This window comes from Pantoea sp. PNA 14-12 (genome assembly GCF_004364735.1).
Taxonomy (GTDB): Bacteria; Pseudomonadota; Gammaproteobacteria; order Enterobacterales; family Enterobacteriaceae; genus Pantoea; species Pantoea stewartii.
This window is the reverse complement of sequence record NZ_SOAJ01000004.1, coordinates 1-19,025: the sequence shown is the minus strand read 5'-3', so window position 1 is coordinate 19,025 and position 19,025 is coordinate 1. Positions and strand designations below refer to the sequence as shown.

Annotated in this window: 18 protein-coding genes and 1 rRNA gene; 14 read left to right on the top strand and 5 right to left on the bottom strand. The window is 52.6% G+C overall.

Annotated features, from left to right (window positions below; all coding sequences use genetic code 11):
- The 4 genes from mreD to csrD form a co-directional block, all read right to left on the bottom strand.
- Positions 1–489, bottom strand: a complete 489-nt coding sequence (mreD, locus tag C7434_RS13955; protein WP_006120976.1) for a rod shape-determining protein MreD — start codon at positions 487–489, stop codon at positions 1–3.
- Complete coding sequence (gene mreC / locus C7434_RS13950) at positions 486–1,508, bottom strand: rod shape-determining protein MreC (protein WP_006120977.1); 1,023 nt, start codon at positions 1,506–1,508, stop codon at positions 486–488. The genes mreD and mreC overlap by 4 nt, the downstream gene beginning before the upstream one ends.
- 147 nt (positions 1,509–1,655) lie before the next feature.
- Positions 1,656–2,699 carry a rod shape-determining protein MreB gene (gene mreB, locus C7434_RS13945; protein ID WP_003855260.1) on the bottom strand — a complete coding sequence of 348 codons (1,044 nt, stop codon included), beginning with the start codon at positions 2,697–2,699 and terminating at the stop codon, positions 1,656–1,658.
- Positions 2,700–3,008: 309 nt separating this feature from the next.
- Positions 3,009–4,958 carry an RNase E specificity factor CsrD gene (csrD, locus tag C7434_RS13940; protein WP_110268752.1) on the bottom strand — a complete coding sequence of 650 codons (1,950 nt, stop codon included), beginning with the start codon at positions 4,956–4,958 and terminating at the stop codon, positions 3,009–3,011.
- Positions 4,959–5,240: 282 nt separating this feature from the next.
- Here csrD and msrP point away from each other — a divergent pair, with 282 nt between their 5' ends.
- From msrP to C7434_RS13870, 14 genes are all read left to right on the top strand, one after another.
- A complete protein-coding gene (msrP, locus tag C7434_RS13935) occupies positions 5,241–6,245 on the top strand; it encodes a protein-methionine-sulfoxide reductase catalytic subunit MsrP (RefSeq protein WP_006120979.1) in 1,005 nt (334 codons plus the stop codon).
- The gene (gene msrQ, locus C7434_RS13930) at positions 6,246–6,848 is read left to right on the top strand and encodes a protein-methionine-sulfoxide reductase heme-binding subunit MsrQ (protein WP_006120980.1); all 603 of its coding nucleotides are present in this window, start codon (positions 6,246–6,248) and stop codon (positions 6,846–6,848) included.
- 221 nt (positions 6,849–7,069) lie between these two features.
- Positions 7,070–7,522: a type II 3-dehydroquinate dehydratase gene (gene aroQ, locus C7434_RS13925; RefSeq protein WP_033740114.1), complete on the top strand. Its 453-nt coding sequence runs from the start codon at positions 7,070–7,072 to the stop codon at positions 7,520–7,522.
- Between the two features lie 25 nt (positions 7,523–7,547).
- Positions 7,548–8,012 carry an acetyl-CoA carboxylase biotin carboxyl carrier protein gene (gene accB / locus C7434_RS13920; RefSeq protein ID WP_033740068.1) on the top strand — a complete coding sequence of 155 codons (465 nt, stop codon included), beginning with the start codon at positions 7,548–7,550 and terminating at the stop codon, positions 8,010–8,012.
- A gap of 11 nt (positions 8,013–8,023) precedes the next feature.
- Positions 8,024–9,373, top strand: a complete 1,350-nt coding sequence (gene accC / locus C7434_RS13915) for an acetyl-CoA carboxylase biotin carboxylase subunit (RefSeq protein ID WP_039341728.1) — start codon at positions 8,024–8,026, stop codon at positions 9,371–9,373.
- Between the two features lie 72 nt (positions 9,374–9,445).
- Positions 9,446–9,688 carry a YhdT family protein gene (locus C7434_RS13910; protein ID WP_033740072.1) on the top strand — a complete coding sequence of 81 codons (243 nt, stop codon included), beginning with the start codon at positions 9,446–9,448 and terminating at the stop codon, positions 9,686–9,688.
- The gene (gene panF, locus C7434_RS13905; RefSeq protein WP_033740073.1) at positions 9,678–11,123 is read left to right on the top strand and encodes a sodium/pantothenate symporter; all 1,446 of its coding nucleotides are present in this window, start codon (positions 9,678–9,680) and stop codon (positions 11,121–11,123) included. Before C7434_RS13910 ends, panF begins: the two co-directional genes overlap by 11 nt.
- Positions 11,124–11,138: 15 nt before the next feature.
- Complete coding sequence (prmA, locus tag C7434_RS13900) at positions 11,139–12,023, top strand: 50S ribosomal protein L11 methyltransferase (protein WP_033740074.1); 885 nt, start codon at positions 11,139–11,141, stop codon at positions 12,021–12,023.
- A 400-nt stretch (positions 12,024–12,423) separates the two neighbouring features.
- Positions 12,424–13,389, top strand: coding sequence for a tRNA dihydrouridine synthase DusB (gene dusB / locus C7434_RS13895; protein ID WP_033740115.1), 966 nt, complete (start codon positions 12,424–12,426; stop codon positions 13,387–13,389).
- A gap of 23 nt (positions 13,390–13,412) precedes the next feature.
- The gene (fis, locus tag C7434_RS13890; RefSeq protein WP_003855228.1) at positions 13,413–13,709 is read left to right on the top strand and encodes a DNA-binding transcriptional regulator Fis; all 297 of its coding nucleotides are present in this window, start codon (positions 13,413–13,415) and stop codon (positions 13,707–13,709) included.
- Positions 13,710–14,255: 546 nt separating this feature from the next.
- Positions 14,256–15,281 (top strand): amino acid ABC transporter substrate-binding protein, encoded by a 1,026-nt coding sequence (locus C7434_RS13885; RefSeq protein WP_033740076.1) that lies wholly within the window; start codon positions 14,256–14,258, stop codon positions 15,279–15,281.
- 68 nt (positions 15,282–15,349) lie between these two features.
- Positions 15,350–16,528 (top strand): amino acid ABC transporter permease, encoded by a 1,179-nt coding sequence (locus C7434_RS13880; protein ID WP_033740078.1) that lies wholly within the window; start codon positions 15,350–15,352, stop codon positions 16,526–16,528.
- 9 nt (positions 16,529–16,537) lie between these two features.
- Complete coding sequence (locus tag C7434_RS13875; RefSeq protein WP_033740079.1) at positions 16,538–17,644, top strand: amino acid ABC transporter permease; 1,107 nt, start codon at positions 16,538–16,540, stop codon at positions 17,642–17,644.
- A gap of 7 nt (positions 17,645–17,651) precedes the next feature.
- The gene (locus C7434_RS13870) at positions 17,652–18,410 is read left to right on the top strand and encodes an amino acid ABC transporter ATP-binding protein (protein WP_033740081.1); all 759 of its coding nucleotides are present in this window, start codon (positions 17,652–17,654) and stop codon (positions 18,408–18,410) included.
- Positions 18,411–18,936: 526 nt separating this feature from the next.
- Here C7434_RS13870 and rrf read toward each other — a convergent pair.
- Positions 18,937–19,025, bottom strand: a 5S ribosomal RNA gene (gene rrf, locus C7434_RS13865); the annotation flags it as partial.

Below are 19,025 nucleotides of genomic sequence, written 5' to 3'. Positions count from 1 at the left end.
TTATTGAACAGCGAACTGACGGCGGATCTTTCTCATCAATAAGAATAGCCACGGCCAGAGAATCCCGTCGACAACACTGCTCCAGAAAATTTCAGGGCGGAATGAGACGTTGATCACCAGAAACTCTGCCCAGAAGACGATCACATCCATTGCTAATGACAGCACCATAACCATTAACGCCTGCTGCCACAATGCTAAGTTACGGAATAACTGGAATTTAAACGCAACCAGATAGGCGATAATGCTGAGCGCCAGTGCGCGAACGCCCAACGTCGAACCGGCGATTAAATCCATAATCGCCCCCAGCAGAAAACCGCTGCCCACATTCACGCGATGCGGCAGCGCCAGCACCCAATACACCAGAATCAACAATAGCCACGATGGCCGGAACATATAGATCTGTTCCGGCCATGGCATGATTTGCAGAATAAACGCCATCAGAAAGGACAGCCAGATCACCCATCGTCCCTGGCTGCGATATCGACTCAATTCTGGCCTCCGCGTGAGCGGGAAGCGGCATCCTGCGAACGACTTTCGCTGCTGCCCGAAGCGGGTGTGGTAGTCTGTGTGGTGGGCGCAGGCGGCCCCATTTCGCCGGCAGGCGGCAGCACCTGCGGCATCATTTGCATCAGGCGCTCGTTCGCGACCCGATGCACTTCATCAGGCGCCATAGGCATATCACCATTATGATCGGCTCCCCAAAGCAGCAGCAGATAGCGCAGACGTTGCAGACCCGCAGTAGGATGTGCCTGAATCACGGTATAAGCGCGTTGCGTATCCACTTTTACCGAGGACACGACACCGACAGGATAGCCTTCAGGGAAGCGGCCACCTAAGCCTGAGGTGACTAACACATCGCCCACGCGAATATCGGTATTGCCTGGCAGATGTTCCAGTTGTAAATCTTCCGTACAGCCATTGCCCGCCGCAATGACACGAATATCATTACGCAGCACCTGAATGGGCAGCGCATGTGATGCATCACAAATGAGCAGAACGCGACTGGTAAACTGACCGACAGCGATGACCTGGCCCACAACCCCTTTATCACTGATGACCGGCTGACCTTCATACACGCCATTGGCGCTGCCTTTATCAATAACGACCTGATCGGTATAGGGATCGGTACCGGTGGAGATCACCTGGGTCACCATCTTATGCTCGTCCTGACGCAGAGGTGAACCCAGCAATTCGCGCAGGCGTGCATTCTCCTGCTTGTATTGCCCCAGCATGAGCAGGTCGCTGTTTTTCAGAAACAGCTCCCGACGTAACGCTTTATTTTCCAGCTCAAGCTGCTGGCGTGAAGCCAGCGTATCTGACACGCCATCCAGAAGTTGACGCGGGCCGTTGGCCAGGAAGTAAAACGGACTGACCGATGTGTCCAGATAGTTGCGTATTTGCGTAAATGAACTCACGCGACTATCTGCGATGATGATGGCAATCGCCACAATCACCGCCAGAAAGAGACGCAATTGCAGAGAAGGGCCTCTGCTAAAAATCGGCTTCATATAATCTGCGTGTTCCTCGACTACAAGGTAAGAAAGTACGGACGTACCGCACTTTCCTGGGCTGGACACATCATACCGATGCACGCAGCGCCGGTTTACACGCTACTCCCTGCGCACTGTTACGACGGTCTCAGCCGGTTGAGGCCATTATTCTTCGCTGAATAAATCGCCGCCATGCATGTCGATCATTTCCAGGGCTTTACCGCCGCCGCGCGCAACGCAGGTCAGCGGATCTTCCGCGACGACAACAGGAATGCCTGTTTCTTCCATCAGCAGACGATCCAGATTTCTCAGCAGCGCACCACCGCCCGTCAGGACCATGCCACGCTCGGAAATGTCAGAGGCGAGTTCTGGCGGACACTGTTCCAGCGCGACCATTACTGCACTCACAATTCCGGTAAGCGGCTCTTGCAGGGCTTCAAGGATTTCATTTGAGTTAAGGGTAAAGCCGCGTGGCACACCTTCTGCCAGGTTACGACCACGCACTTCGATCTCACGCACTTCGTCACCCGGGTAAGCAGAACCGATTTCATGCTTGATACGTTCCGCTGTGGCTTCACCAATCAGTGAACCGTAATTACGGCGCACATAATTAATGATGGCTTCATCGAAGCGGTCACCACCGATACGCACGGAAGAAGAGTAAACCACGCCGTTCAAAGAAATGACGGCAACTTCAGTGGTACCGCCACCAATATCGACTACCATTGACCCGGTCGCTTCAGAAACCGGTAAGCCAGCGCCAATGGCGGCCGCCATAGGTTCTTCAATCAGGAACACTTCACGTGCACCCGCCCCCTGGGCAGATTCGCGGATTGCGCGGCGCTCAACCTGCGTGGCACCGACAGGCACACATACCAGCACGCGCGGACTTGGACGCATAAAGCTGTTGCTGTGAACCTGCTTAATGAAGTGCTGCAGCATTTTCTCGGTCACGAAGAAGTCGGCGATAACGCCATCTTTCATAGGACGAATGGCTGCAATATTGCCCGGTGTACGGCCTAGCATCTGTTTGGCGTCATGACCAACGGCCGCTACACTTTTAGGTGAGCCGGCACGATCCTGGCGAATAGCCACTACGGAAGGCTCGTTCAGCACGATGCCTTGTCCTTTTACATAAATCAGGGTGTTCGCGGTACCCAGGTCAATGGACAAGTCATTGGAAAACATGCCACGAAATTTTTTAAACATACTAAGGGATAATCCTGCAAGCTGGAGGCGGAAAATAAAATCCGCTTACTTTACCAACCACACGAAGCTGCCACAAGGCGCAAAAACGTTCTGCTTCGGTGAAAAATTAGGCGACATTCGCATTAAATCATTTACAGCTGTTTCGCACACGAGCGGAACAGCGATATCACGCTATCAGAGCAGCTTGTTAAAGAATTTTCTTAACTTTACTCCGACATAAAATCTAACATTTCAGGCGCTCTATTCTGCCTGTTTGTTGTCCTGTATTCACTAAAAGCTGGCGTAAAACCGGCGAATTCAGGCAAACGATTAAATCTGGTAACGTTGCGAGTACTTTTTCACATTACTGTTGACCGGCTGAGAAGGTGAAAACAGGTCGCCCTGCCCGCCTTCAACCCCTAATTCGACCAGAGTTTGCCACTCCGCTTTTGTGCGAACGCCTGCCGCATAAAGCCGGGTACCGGTCGGCTTGCAGACGTCCAGCAGGCTCCGCACAAACAGCTGATTTTCAGTACGGCGCTCAATGTTGCGCACCAGGCCGGCATCCAGCTTGATTAACGCGACCGGCAGTTGCCTGATATAGGCGCTACTGACTACCGTCAGTCCTGCCTGACTGATGGCAATCCGGCAGCCAAATGCCTGGAGCGAATGCAACACCGGAATCAAACGGCTGATGTGTTGACAAACATCCCCTTCCGCAAGTTCAAATAAAAATCGTTTTCGCTGACTTTTTGGGCAGGCCAGCAACATTCGCTGCAACCAGACGACAAAGGGACGCTTTAACAGAGAGTCGATACTGACCGGGATAACCAGTGTTTCTTCAGGCCACAGCTCTGACAAAGCGGCAATGCGCAACACCATCTGCCGGTCCCAGCTCTCTACCATCCCAAGCTGCTGCACCAGTGGCATGTATTCAGCCGACAGCACTTCTTTATCACCATCAAAGATGCGGCTGAGTATGACACGATGACGAACCTTGCCCTCACGGTCCACGGCAGGTTTTTGATAGAGCCGCGGCCCACCGCGACTGAGTGTATTTTCCAGCAAAGTGCGCCAGCGAACACTGCCGCGCCCGGCATCCTGCGGATTGCCCGCGCCGTTTGACCAGTTATTGCCACCGGACAGCGTTGCCCGTCGCGTCGCCATCTCCACATTTTCCATTACCTGCGGCACCGTCTGGCCACTGTGCCAGGCGCTGATACCAATGTGAATAAAGTCGTCACGGTTCACCATGCGCATAGGAGGTAACGCATCAACGGCATTAATTAACTGGTCAGCGATGCTGTTGGCCTCTTTCAGGCTGCGGTGCGGCAGCAATACCGCAAAATCACTGCGAAAATAACGCGCAAGAAGCGCGCCGGGATAACGCATGACAAAAGTGGACAGCATATTGACGACGTTAAACAGGTACTCTTCAACCAGCACCGGTCCAAGTGAGTGATCGTGCGTGTCGAGCTCAGGAAAGCGGATCATCATGACCACGCCGTGTGTCCCGACATCTTCCTGGTCCTCCAGCAAGGTGGCCAACTGATTATCGAAGAAAAGCCGGTTATTCAGCCCGGTTCGGCCATCCTGCGCAGCAAAGGTACGAATTAACGTATCAATGCGAACGCGCTGCTCGCCGGCTTCCTGTAAATCTGACAGAAGCTGATCGATCGCCCGACTGGCTTTGGGTGGCCACTCATCACGCTGCTTTTGGCGGAAGAAGGTACGCTCGCCAGCAAGAATCGATGCCGAACGACTTTCCAGGTGTTCCATCCCGCGCCATTGACGCACCAGCCAGCGATGGATGATGGACAGCATCACCGCCATAATCAGTACAACCAGCACGAGGGCGACAAGGGTATAAGTCGCAGGAATCGAGCGTAGCCAGGTTTGTGCAGGATCGAGAATCGTCAACTGGAGCCGCATTCCCGGTTGGTGCATTAGCGCAATGTCAAAATGGATATAGCGGTTTTTTTCGTGCTCGAGCATCTGATTTTCATGGCGGGACAGCGTAAAAACAGGTTGGCGACCATTATAGAGAGAAAGTTGCTCCGCGTTGATAACAGGCAACATCGGGGCCAGCCAGGCCTTGAGCGCATCGGGAGGCTGGCTCAGCAAGACGTTATCAACTTCGGTCGCCAGCACCTGTACGCGACTTTCGACGCGCTGATGCGTGAGCCAGAAAACACTAAAAGCACAACCCACCAGCATTAAAACCATTGCCAGTACGCTAATCAGTGTAATAAATGCAGAAAGTTTGGTCGTTAATCGCATCCCTGTGCCTGTTTCACTTCGGTTGTCGCCGGATCACGCTGGCGCTGCACGGCAGCCGGAAGAAATTTGAGCAAAATAACACAAATGTCGTCTGGCAACAGTGGCGTTGTGCGTGAAGGCGAAGTATACCGCTGAGAAGATCTCACAGCGCCTGATTCTACATTTTTCAGTGGATTCCCATTTGAGAGCGAAGCCAGGAAATTTCACATTTTTGCAGCGAAATTCGCCAGCATAAGTAATAGTCATCATGCTGGTTGAGACTATCGCGCCTGGAGAAAAACGATGAAGCCGACTAAAAGCCTGACCGAAGCAGATGTAACGCCAGAAAGCATCTTTAATATGAACCGTCGTCGGGTGCTTCAGACGCTGGGGCTGGGTGCCGCGGCCATGGGCCTTCCCGGCATGGCGAATGCTGATATCCTGAGCTGGTTCAAAGGCAACGACCGCCCTGCTGCCCCCGCAGGCCGTCCGCTTGACTTTACCAAACCCGCCCAGTACCAGGCTAACCTGCCCTTAACGCCCGCCGATAAAGTTTCCGGATACAACAATTTCTACGAATTTGGTCTGGATAAAGCCGATCCTGCGGCGAACGCCGGTACCCTAAAAACCGATCCCTGGAAACTGACGATTGAGGGCGAAGTGGCTAAGCCCGTGACGCTGGACATGGATGATATTTTTAAGCGCTTCGCGATGGAGCAACGAATCTATCGCATGCGCTGTGTTGAAGCCTGGTCGATGGTCGTTCCCTGGATCGGATTTGAACTGAATAAACTGCTGAAGCTGGCAGAACCCACCAGCAAAGCCCGCTTCGTCGCCTTCCAGACGCTGTACGCGCCCGATCAGATGCCAGGGCAAAAAGACCGGTTTATTGGCGGCGGGCTCAATTACCCTTATGTAGAAGGTTTGCGCCTGGATGAAGCGATGCATCCGCTTACGATTCTGACAACGGGCGTATACGGTAAAGCGCTGCCGCCGCAGAATGGTGCGCCGATTCGCCTGACGGTTCCGTGGAAATATGGCTTTAAGGGCATCAAGTCCATTGTGAAAATTACGCTCACTCACGATCAACCGCCAACGACATGGAATCAGATTGCCGACAATGAGTATGGTTTCTATGCCAACGTGAATCCCCATGTGAACCATCCACGCTGGTCACAGGCGACCGAACGTTTTATTGGTCCGGGCAGTAGCTTTAATGTGGATCGTCAGCCCACGTTACTCTTCAACGGTTATGCCGATCAGGTTGCCTCGCTCTATCGCGGCATGGATTTGCGGGAGAATTATTGAGTGCGCCTGACAATAAAGCAGATCGGCTGGCTTAAAGTCCTGTTGCATCTGGCTGCGTTCCTGCCGTTGGTTTATTTGATCATGGCCGCGATGCACGGTGGACTGAGCGCCGATCCGGCAAAGGATATCCAGCATTTTACCGGCCGAATGGCATTGAAACTGCTGCTGGCTACGTTGCTGGTGTCGCCCTTAACGCGCCTGATAAAACAACCCCTGCTTATTCGGACCCGACGCCTGCTGGGGATCTGGACATTTTTCTGGGCCAGTTTGCATTTGACCAGCTACTACCTGTTGGAGCTGGGAATAAATAACATCGGCCTGCTGGGCAGTGAGCTGATTTCCCGGCCCTATCTGACGCTGGGGATCCTCTCCTGGTTTATCTTGTTGGCGCTGGCCGTCACGTCTTTCCAGCGCATGCAGCGTAAACTCGGCAAACGGTGGCAAACATTGCATAACCTGATCTATCTGGTCGCGATCCTGGCACCTGTCCATTATCTCTGGTCAGTCAAAATCCTTTCGCCGCAACCCATTATTTATGCGCTTTTAGCTCTGGTCCTGTTAGCCTGGCGCTACAAAAAGTTCATTAAGTGGTGGCCGCGTTAACCGCTCTTTTCCCCGCTATCGTCTGCAAAAATGCGGTCTCCGGACCGCATCCGATCAACTTCGCAGATAAGACCAGTATTTTGCTGCGAAATGCCACGAAACGGATATAATGGCCGGCTTTATTGCGATTTGACGCTTCTTTTTCACCGTGACGGGTGACAAATGGAAAGCGGCAAGGTATTTTACGCGATGCCTCAATGATTGCGGGAGATGGCAGCAAGATGGCCGATAAATTACATATTCTGCTTTTGAACGGTCCCAACCTTAATCTGTTGGGAACGCGCGAGCCTGAAAAATACGGGGACGTCACGCTGGATCAGATCGTTTCTCGTCTGGTGCAGCAGGCAGACCAGTTGAATGTAGCGTTAAGCCATTTGCAGTCCAATGCTGAATATCAGCTCATTGATCGCATTCATGAGGCAAAAGGCAACGTGGATTATATCATCATCAATCCTGCCGCGTTTACGCACACCAGCGTCGCACTTCGTGATGCGCTGTTAGCAGTGGACATTCCCTTTATCGAAGTTCATCTGTCAAATGTGCACAGCCGCGAGCCCTTCCGCCAACATTCCTATTTTTCTGATGTCTCTGCGGGCGTTATTTGTGGGCTTGGCGCCGATGGCTACTCGTGGGCATTACAAACGGCAGTAAAGCGCCTGTCTCATACTAATTAATCAAACTGAGTACGGAACCCCATTCATGGATATTCGTAAAATTAAAAAACTGATCGAACTGGTTGAAGAATCTGGCATTTCTGAGCTGGAGATTTCCGAAGGTGAAGAGTCTGTTCGTATCAGTCGTGCACCTGCAAACACTGGTTATCCGATGATGCAGCAGGCTTATGCTGCGCCTGTTGCTCAGCAACCGGCGCTGGCGAGCGCCGTGGCACCTGTTGCCGCTGTCGCAGAAGCTGCACCAGCAGAAATCAGTGGTCACATCGTACGTTCACCGATGGTCGGTACCTTCTACCGCACACCAAGCCCGGATGCGAAAGCGTTTGTGGAAGTGGGCCAGAAAGTCAATGCCGGTGACACGCTGTGCATCGTTGAAGCCATGAAAATGATGAACCAGATCGAAGCCGACAAATCTGGCGTTGTTAAAGCCATTCTGGTCGAAAGTGGTCAACCGGTAGAATTTGACGAGCCACTTGTTGTCATCGAATAACGGGGCGAACCATGCTGGATAAAATTGTTATTGCTAACCGCGGTGAGATTGCACTGCGCATTCTGCGTGCCTGTAAAGAACTGGGCATTAAGACTGTCGCTGTTCACTCAAGCGCGGACCGTGACCTGAAACACGTGCTGCTGGCAGACGAAACGGTTTGCATCGGCCCGGCACAGTCGGTCAAAAGTTATCTCAACATCCCGGCGTTGATCTCTGCTGCAGAAATCACCGGCGCGGTGGCGATTCACCCTGGCTACGGCTTCCTGTCTGAGAACGCGGATTTTGCTGAGCAGGTTGAGCGCTCTGGCTTTATCTTTGTGGGTCCAAAAGCTGACACCATCCGCCTGATGGGCGATAAAGTGTCGGCCATCACGGCGATGAAGAAAGCTGGCGTGCCGACCGTACCTGGCTCCGATGGCTCACTGACCGATGACATGGAAAAAAACCGTGCCTTCGCCAAGCGCATCGGCTATCCGGTCATTATTAAAGCCTCCGGCGGCGGCGGCGGTCGTGGTATGCGCGTTGTGCGCAGTGACAAAGATCTGGAACAATCCATCAACATGACGAAAGCGGAAGCCAAAGCGGCTTTCAACAACGACATGGTGTACATGGAGAAGTATCTGGAAAATCCACGTCACATCGAAATCCAGGTTCTGGCTGATGGCCAGGGCAACGCCATCTATCTGGGCGAGCGTGACTGTTCTATGCAGCGCCGCCACCAGAAAGTCGTGGAAGAAGCGCCAGCACCGGGCATTACGCCAGAGCTGCGTTCATTCATCGGTGAGCGTTGTACTAAAGCCTGTATCGATATCGGCTATCGCGGCGCAGGGACGTTTGAGTTCCTGTACGAGAATGGCGAGTTCTATTTCATTGAAATGAACACCCGTATTCAGGTTGAACATCCGGTCACCGAAATGATCACCGGCGTCGACCTGATTAAAGAGCAGCTGCGTATTGCTGCTGGCCAGCCGCTGTCAATCAAGCAAGAAGATGTGATTATTCGTGGTCATGCGGTTGAATGCCGTATCAACGCCGAGGATCCGGTCACCTTCCTGCCAAGCCCTGGTAAGATTACCCGTTTCCATGCACCGGGTGGTTTTGGTGTGCGTTGGGAATCCCATATTTATGCGGGTTACAGCGTGCCGCCGTATTATGATTCCATGATCGGAAAGCTCATCACCTACGGTGAAACCCGTGATATCGCCATTGCCCGTATGAAAAACGCGCTGGCGGAGCTGATTATCGACGGCATCAAAACCAACATCGAACTGCAGATGAAAATCATGTCCGATGAAAACTTCCAGCACGGTGGCACCAATATCCACTATCTGGAGAAAAAACTCGGCCTGCACGAGAAGTAATCGCAATGCTGAGTTAGTCTGAGGCCGGATATTCCGGCCTTTTTCTTTTCCCGCTGGCGTTAAGGTCACATCATGGACGCGCGTTTTTTACAGGCTCACAAAGAGGCTCGCTGGTCGCTCTGTCTCACGCTGGCCTGGCTGGCTGTCTGGGGCATTTCCGCCTGGTCGGGCGGCGATGCGGTTGGCATAACCGGTTTGCCACGCTGGTTTGAGCTCTCCTGCATTTTTGCGCCTCTGCTGTTCATTTTTCTGTGCTGGCTAATGGTCCGTACACGCTTCCGTGAGATGTCTCTTGAGGAGGAAGATGAACACTGAAATCATCCTGCCACTGTTGGCTTATCTGGTCGTTATTGCCGGTCTGTCCGTCTTTGCGATGCGTAAACAGCGCAAAGGAAATTTCCTGACCGAGTATTTTCTGGGTAGCCGTTCGATGGGCGGATTTGTGCTGGCTATGACCATCACCACCACCTATATCAGCGCCAGCTCCTTTATCGGTGGCCCAGGCGCAGCGTATAAATATGGTCTGGGCTGGGTGCTGCTGGCCATGGTTCAGGTTCCTGCTGTCTGGCTTTCACTGGGTGTACTGGGGAAGAAATTTGCCATTCTGGCGCGTAAGCATAATGCGGTCACGCTTAACGATATGCTCTATGCGCGCTATGGCAGCACACTATTGGTGGTCCTGGCCAGCCTGAGTTTACTCGTTGCCTTTGTGGGCGCGATGGCCGTGCAGTTTATCGGTGGCGCACGCCTGCTGGAAACCGCAGCCGGTATCCCCTACGACACGGGATTACTGATCTTCGGTGGGACTATCGCGCTTTATACGGCATTTGGCGGCTTCCGGGCCAGCGTGCTTAACGATGCCATGCAGGGCATTGTGATGCTGATTGGCACCTTTTTGCTGCTGTTTGCGATTATTCACCATGCAGGAGGGATCCACACTGCTGTAGAAAAACTGCATGCGATTGATCCCAAACTGCTGTCTCCTGAGGGGCCGGGCGATATCATTACGCCGACGTTCCTGAGCTCGTTTATCGTTCTGGTCTGTTTTGGCGTTATTGGTCTGCCCCATACCGCTGTCCGCTGTATTTCCTACAAGGACAGTAAAGCCGTTCACCGGGCGATTGTTCTCGGCACCATCGTGGTCGTGGTACTGATGCTGGGAATGCATCTGGCAGGCGCGCTGGGCCGCGCCATATTGCCCGATCTGACCGTGCCGGATCGGGTTATCCCGACGCTGATGATTACCGTCCTGCCGCCGCTGGCCGCTGGGCTGTTTTTAGCGGCGCCGATGGCGGCGATCATGTCGACCATCAATGCGCAGCTGTTGCAGGCTTCCGCTACGCTGGTAAAAGATCTGTATTTACGCCTCGCACCTCAGCAACTGGACAATGAGCCACGACTGCGGATGTTATCGGGCACGGTGACATTTGCCCTGGGTGTCGTTTTGCTGTTCGTGGCCTGGCATCCGCCCGACATGATTATCTGGCTTAACCTGCTGGCGTTTGGTGGGCTGGAGGCAGTATTCCTGTGGCCGCTGGTTCTGGGGTTATATTGGGAACGCGCCAATGCCGCAGGCGCGCTCAGCGGGATGGTGGTGGGCGGAGGCTGTTATGCCATTCTGGCAACCCTGGGCCTGCAACTGTGGGGATTTCATCCCATCGTGCCTTCCTTATTGTTAAGTCTGCTGGCGTTCCTGGTCGGCAATCTGTTTGGGCGTTTACCCGCCGTGGTTAACGCACCACAACACTGAATTAAGAGAGATGTTATGCCGTGGATTCAAATCAAAATTAACAGTTCTGGCGCCAACGCAGAGGCGCTGAGCGATGCACTGATGGAAACCGGTGCCGTGTCAGTGACCTTTCAGGATACCCATGACACGCCCGTTTACGAACCTCTGCCCGGGGAAACCCGTTTATGGGGCGATACCGATGTTATCGGGTTGTTCGATGCCGAAAGCGACATGGAAGGCGTCATTGCCGAACTTTCACAGCATCCACTGCTGGGAGAGAATTTTCGCCACAAGATCGAGCAGATCGAAGACAAAGACTGGGAACGCGAGTGGATGGAGAATTTCCATCCTATGCGCTTTGGCGAACGCTTGTGGATCTGCCCGAGCTGGCGCGATGTGCCCGATCCGAATGCCGTCAATGTCATGCTGGATCCCGGGCTGGCTTTCGGAACCGGCACACATCCCACCACATCGCTCTGTCTGACGTGGCTCGACGGTCTGGATCTGAACGGTAAAACGGTGATCGATTTTGGCTGCGGCTCTGGGATCCTGGCGATCGCCGCCTTAAAGCTGGGTGCAGCGCAGGCCATTGGCATTGATATCGATCCTCAGGCGATTCAGGCCAGCCGCGACAATGCCGAGCGCAATGGGGTGGCGGACCGTCTGTCTCTTTATCTGCCGCATCAGCAACCGGAAAACCTGCAGGCTGATGTGGTGGTGGCAAACATTCTTGCCGGACCGCTGCGTGAGTTAGCGCCACTTATCCGGGTGCTGCCTAAACCAGGCGGGCATCTGGGGTTATCAGGCGTGCTGGAAAGCCAGGCCGAGAGTGTCTGTGAAGCTTATGCCATGCACTTTGCGCTGGACCCTGTCGCCGTTAAGGAAGAATGGTGCCGGATTACGGGTGTAAAAAACGCTTAGCGTCGTAAACGATGCGAGCGTCAGACTCTGCCCTGCGAACGTCGCAGGGCTGTATACCTTCTCCTCATACAGATGAAAGCGAACCTGTCTGGTCGTCGCTGCCTTTCACGCTCAATCGCTATGCTTTTGTCAACCGTCTGTACGGCGTGTTGTGTCGTTAATCACGGTATGTGACGTTTTTTATCTGGCGAATGCCGAATCTTCGTCGGAAAAACCTTTGTTCACAAAATAAACATAACTGGATAACACCATGATTTTTAATGTCATTTATCCATAACACCCTTGTCAGAGCAGACTAAAAGCAGTTTTCTTGCGAATTGTTCAAAGTTTGGCCTTTCATCTTAAGAAAAAAATGCGTAATATACGCCGCCTTGCAGACACAGTATGGCATTACGACTTCATGCGCATTGGAAACCTCCAGCTGAGAAATCGACTGATTGCGGCACCGATGGCCGGTATTACAGACAGGCCTTTCAGAACGCTTTGTCATGAGATGGGTGCAGGAATGGCGGTTTCTGAGATGTTGTCATCCAATCCCGAAGTGTGGGCCAGTGACAAATCTCGTTTACGCATGGTGCACAGTGATGAACCCGGCATTCGTGCCGTCCAGATTGCAGGCTGTGATCCCAGTGAGATGGCTCAGGCTGCACGTATTAATGTCGACGCTGGTGCACAGGTGATTGATATTAATATGGGTTGCCCAGCCAAAAAGGTGAACCGCAAAATGGCGGGGTCGGCCTTACTGCAATATCCTGCCGTGGTCGAGTCTATTCTCTCTGCCGTGGTAAATGCGGTTGATGTACCGGTCACATTGAAAATCCGTACCGGTTGGGATCCAGAAAACAGAAACTGTGTCGCGATTGCCCAATTGGCTGAGCGTTGTGGCATTCAGGCTTTGACGATACATGGCCGCACTCGTGCCTGCCTGTTCAACGGAGACGCTGAATACGACAGCATTCGGACAGTTAAGCAGAGTGTCTCTATTCCGATTATCGCGAACGGAGACATAACTGACCCGCATAAAGCCAGAGCAGTGCTCGACTACACCGGAGCCGACGCTTTGATGATAGGACGTGCTGCTCAGGGAAGACCGTGGATCTTCCGGGAAATCCAGCATTATCTGGACACTGGGGAGCTGCTTGCCCCGCTGCCACTGGCAGAGGTCAAGCGTTTGCTTGTTTCGCATATACGTGAGCTGCACGACTTTTACGGTCCAGGCAAGGGATACCGTATAGCGCGGAAGCACGTGTCCTGGTATCTCCAGGAACATGCCCCAAATGACCAGTTTCGGCGCACATTCAACGCCATTGAGGATGCCAGCGAACAGCTGGAGGCGTTGGAGGCATACTTCGAAAATCTTGCGTAACGAAATAAAGAGCTGAAAGAACTATGTTCGAACAACGCGTAAATTCTGACGTACTGACCGTTTCTACCGTTAACTCACAGGATCAGGTAACTCAAAAACCTTTGCGTGATTCGGTTAAACAGGCACTGAAGAACTATTTTGCTCAACTGAATGGTCAGGATGTGAGTGACCTGTATGAGCTGGTTTTGGCTGAAGTCGAGCAGCCTCTGTTGGACATGGTGATGCAGTATACCCGTGGCAACCAGACCCGTGCTGCCCTGATGATGGGTATCAACCGCGGTACGCTGCGTAAGAAACTGAAAAAATACGGCATGAACTGATTCAGGTTCACACCGTTAATCTCGCCAGCCTTCGGGCTGGCGTTTTTATTTGTGCGTTACTACGCAAATTTTTTTAAAAACGCTGAAACAGTTGCATCACATATGGTAACTGTAGTTGCAGTCGCCAGCGTGACTTTAACAGACTTACCTTTCACATTTTCTCTTCTTCGCGGCCTTTGTCTTTTGTACCACCATGCCCTTCAGCCCAGCCCTGTCGGCCTTTTGTGAGCACGGCTACCTTTTTAAGCAATCTCATGTCTGCTTACATGAGCCACATGCAAACAGGCTCACACTGTTGCTAAATAGTGAAACAAATTGCACTAAATGTGATCTACCCGACTCGAAATGCATCCTTTTGGTGCGTCATATTATTGCAGCCTTCCGGATAATTCAGATTATTACCCGATATTTCAGGTGAATTCAGAATTCTGCAAACCTGGCACTGGCTTTGCAAAGTCGTGGATGGCTGATCGCCACAGACAGGAAACGCACACCAAAGTGCGCACTACATAACAACACAACACGACATGCCACACAGGATGCTTTATGAAAAAGATGATGCTCTCTACTCTGGTTGCTGCGGCTTCGCTGCTCGCCGTTGCTCAGCAAGCCCACGCAGGCGCCACGCTGGATGCGATTAAAAAGAAAGGATTCGTTCAATGTGGTATCAGCGATGGCCTGCCAGGTTTCTCTTATGCAGACGCCAGCGGTAAATTTACCGGTCTTGATGTGGATATCTGTCGTGCCGCGGCAGCAGCCGTATTTGGTGATGCAACAAAAGTAAAATATACCCCGCTGACCGCAAAAGAGCGCTTCACCGCATTACAGTCTGGCGAAGTAGACGTGCTTTCTCGTAACACTACCTGGACCTCATCACGTGATGGCGGCATGGGCTTCATGTTTACCGGTGTTAACTACTATGACGGCATTGGTTTCCTGACCCACAAAAAAGCGGGCCTGAAAAGTGCGAAAGAGCTGGATGGTGCCACCGTCTGTATTCAGGCCGGTACTGACACTGAACTGAACGTTGCGGATTATTTCAAAGCGAACAAGATGCAGTACACCCCGGTGACATTTGACCGCTCCGACGAATCGGCAAAAGCACTGGATAGCGGCCGTTGCGATACGCTGGCTTCCGATCAGTCACAACTTTATGCACTGCGTATCAAATTAGGTAAACCAGACGACTTTATTGTTCTGCCGGAAGTCATCTCTAAAGAACCGTTGGGTCCTGTTGTTCGTCGTGGTGATGATGACTGGTTCACCATCGTGAAATGGTCACTGTTTGCCATGCTGAACGCCGAAGAAATGGGCATCACCTCTAAAAACGTGGATGAGAAAGCCGCGAAGCCAGCGACGCCCGATATGGCTCACCTGTTAGGTGCCGAGGGTGACTATGGCAAAGATCTGAAGCTCGATAACAAATGGGCGTACAACATCATCAAGCAGGTCGGTAACTATCAGGAAAGTTTTGATCGCAACGTCGGTAAAGACAGCCCGCTGAAAATCGCTCGTGGCCAGAATGCGCTCTGGAACCAGGGTGGTATTCAGTACGCACCACCGGTTCGTTAAGTCTACCTCCCCGTCGGGCACCGTTTTCTGCGGTGCCCCAGCAAGGCTTTCGTTATTGAGGTTTCAACATGTCACAACGCCCAACCGTGAAAAGGGATTTTTCGTTCGGTAATCCCACGGTTCGCGCCTGGCTTTACCAGATCGTGGCGATCGTTATCGTACTGTCTGTGGTGGGTTATCTCGTCCACAACACCGTCATCAATCTCGCTAATCGCGGTATCACTTCCGGGTTTGGTTTTTTAGAACGTAATGCGGGTTTCGGCATCGTTCAGCATCTTATTGATTATTCCGAAGGGGATACCTACGCGCGGGTATTTCTGGTTGGCCTGACAAATACCCTGCTGGTTTCCGCACTTTGTATTGTATTTGCTTCCATACTGGGCTTCTTTATTGGTCTGGCGCGTCTCTCAGAGAACTGGTTATTACGTAAAATCGCGAATATCTACATTGAAATCTTCCGCAATATCCCGCCGTTATTGCAGATTTTCTTTTGGTATTTCGCGGTGTTGCGTAACCTGCCCGGCCCGCGTCAGGCGCTGAATGCCTTTGATCTCGCCTTCGTGAGTAATCGTGGCCTGTATATTCCCTGGCCGACCTATGCGCCTGGTACCTGGCCTTTCGTTATCGCTCTAGCACTGGCTGTGGTGGCGAGCTACGGTTTATACCGTTTTAACCGACAGCATCAGCTTAAAACCGGTCAGTTACGTCGCTCCTGGCCCGCAGCTGTTGCGATGCTGATCCTGTTCCCGCTGGTTGCGCATGCAGTTTTTGGTGCCGCCATGCACTGGGATATCCCGGAGTTGCGTGGGTTTAACTTCCGGGGCGGCTTCGTCATGATACCTGAGCTGGCAGCGCTCACGCTGGCCCTGTCGATCTATACGTCATCTTTCATTGCCGAGGTGATTCGCTCAGGTATTCAGGCTGTGCCTTACGGACAGCATGAAGCGGCGCGTTCACTGGGGTTACCGAATCCCGTCACGCTGCGTCAGGTCATCATTCCTCAGGCCATGCGAGTGATTATTCCGCCCCTGACCAGCCAGTATCTCAATATCGTCAAAAACTCCTCTCTGGCTGCCGCGATAGGTTACCCGGACATGGTGTCGCTGTTTGCCGGTACGGTGCTGAATCAGACCGGTCAGGCTATTGAAACCATTGCGATTACGATGAGCGTCTACCTGATTATCAGCCTGCTGATTTCACTGTTGATGAATCTTTATAACCGCAAAATCGCGCTGGTTGAGCGTTAAGAACACGGGATGACTATGTCTGTCACTGCACATGAAACGACGCCCGTAGCCTCCTCGCCGCTGAGCCGGGGCTGGCTATGGGCCCGCAAAAACCTGTTTTCAGGATGGTTTAACACCTTACTGACGTTGTTATGTATCTGGCTGATCTGGCACCTGATCCCCCCGGCGCTGAACTGGCTGATCTTTGATGCCAACTGGTTTGGCACTACGCGCGCAGACTGCACAAAAGAAGGCGCATGCTGGGTCTTCATTCATGCCCGTTTTGGTCAGTTTATGTATGGGCTCTATCCTCATGAGCTGCGCTGGCGCATTAATCTTGCGCTGGTGATTGGCTTAGTGTCGATTGTGCCCATGTTCCTGAAACGGTTGCCCTTTCGTGGACGCTATATCGCCGTCTGGGCGGTATGCTATCCGCTGATCGTCTGGTTTTTACTGTACGGTGGATTTTTGGGACTGGATCGCGTGGAAACGCGCCAGTGGGGCGGCTTAACGCTGACCCTGATCATCGCCTCGGTGGGCATTGCGGGCGCCTTACCTTTAGGCATTTTGCTGGCGTTAGGGCGCCGCTCTAAAATGCCTGTTGTCCGTACGCTTTCTGTCATCTTTATTGAGTTCTGGCGTGGCGTTCCGCTGATCACCGTGCTGTTCATGTCATCGGTCATGCTGCCGCTGTTTATGGCAGAGGGAACCACTATCGACAAACTGGTACGTGCCTTAGTCGGCGTGATTCTGTTCCAGTCGGCGTATGTGGCCGAGGTAGTTCGCGGTGGGCTGCAGGCATTACCAAAAGGACAGTATGAAGCCGCTGAATCCCTTGCCCTGGGATACTGGAAGACCCAGATGCTGGTGATCCTCCCTCAGGCGTTAAAACTCACCATTCCGGGCCTGGTGAATACCATTATTGCGTTATTCAAAGATACCAGCCTGGTTATCATCATCGGTTTGTTCGATCTGTTTAGCAGCGTTCAACAGGCTACGGTCGATCCGGCCTGGCTGGGCATGTCCACAGAGGGCTATGTCTTTGCGGCGCTGGTCTACTGGATTTTCTGTTTTAGCATGTCACGTTACAGCCAGTATCTGGAAAAACGTTTTCACACCGGGCGTAAATCGCACTGAGGTTTCTATGACACAAATAATAACTGATTCAACCAATGCGATGATTTCGCTTGAAAATGTGAACAAATGGTATGGCCAGTTTCATGTGCTGAAAGACATTAATCTGCAGGTGAAACCGCGCGAACGTATCGTGCTATGCGGTCCGTCAGGGTCAGGAAAGTCGACGACGATTCGTTGTATCAACCATCTGGAGGAACATCAGAAGGGGCGGATTGTGGTCGATGGTATTCATCTGAATGATGACGTACGGAATATAGAGCGCGTTCGTACTGAAGTCGGCATGGTCTTTCAGCACTTTAATCTTTTTCCTCACCTTACGGTTTTGCAGAACTGTACGCTAGCGCCGATGTGGGTGCGTAAGATTGCCAAAAAAGAAGCGGAGGAGCTTGCGATGCACTATCTGCAGCGCGTACGCATTGCTGAACACGCGCATAAGTTTCCTGGTCAGCTTTCAGGCGGCCAACAGCAGCGTGTCGCGATTGCGCGTTCATTGTGCATGAAACCTAAAATTATGCTGTTTGATGAGCCCACCTCTGCCCTGGATCCGGAAATGGTGAAAGAGGTGCTGGATACCATGATTGGGCTTGCAGAAGATGGCATGACGATGCTGTGTGTCACGCATGAGATGGGCTTTGCACGTACCGTTGCCGATCGGGTGATCTTTATGGATCGCGGCGAGATCGTGGAGGTTGCGCCACCGCAGGAGTTTTTTGCAAATCCGAAGTCAGAACGTACCCGCGCTTTCCTGTCCCAGGTTATTCACTAAACGCTCTCGTTTCTGACCGTACCTCCGTCTCTGACAGAGGTACGGTTCTGACCTTTCCTGTCCGGATGATGCACCACGTTGTAAATCCTCCGTCATCCTTTATAAAACTCCGCTTTTAGCAACTGAGGATACGCTGTCGTCGACGGTGCATGCCTGAATCGTGCTTGTATCCAGCGAGGGTGAGCTGGCCCAGCCAGTGCTCGCTGTGCATTGATCGGATATGGGTGATTCAGGCAGGTTTGCTGACGGCTTATAGGGTGATCCACAGATCTTTCCGCTTTAACCCTGATACGCGTCTGCCTGAGCTGGCCCGTCATGTACTTTATGTGGACGAGCCTGCTGGCGACAGGTAGAAATCGACGTTGCGGAAGTCAGCCAGCCCACCAATGAGGCGAGTTTCCAGACTGTGGGGCCGGCGGTAGCGCGGCTTCCGCTGAGGTGATCGGCTCGTCCCTTTCGGTTTCAGGCGGATAACCGACGTAAAAAAGCCCCGTACTTTCGTACGGGGCTTTTTTACTTTATTGATGCCTGGCAGTTCCCTACTCTCGCATGGGGAGACCCCACACTACCATCGGCGCTACGGCGTTTCACTTCTGAGTTCGGCATGGGGTCAGG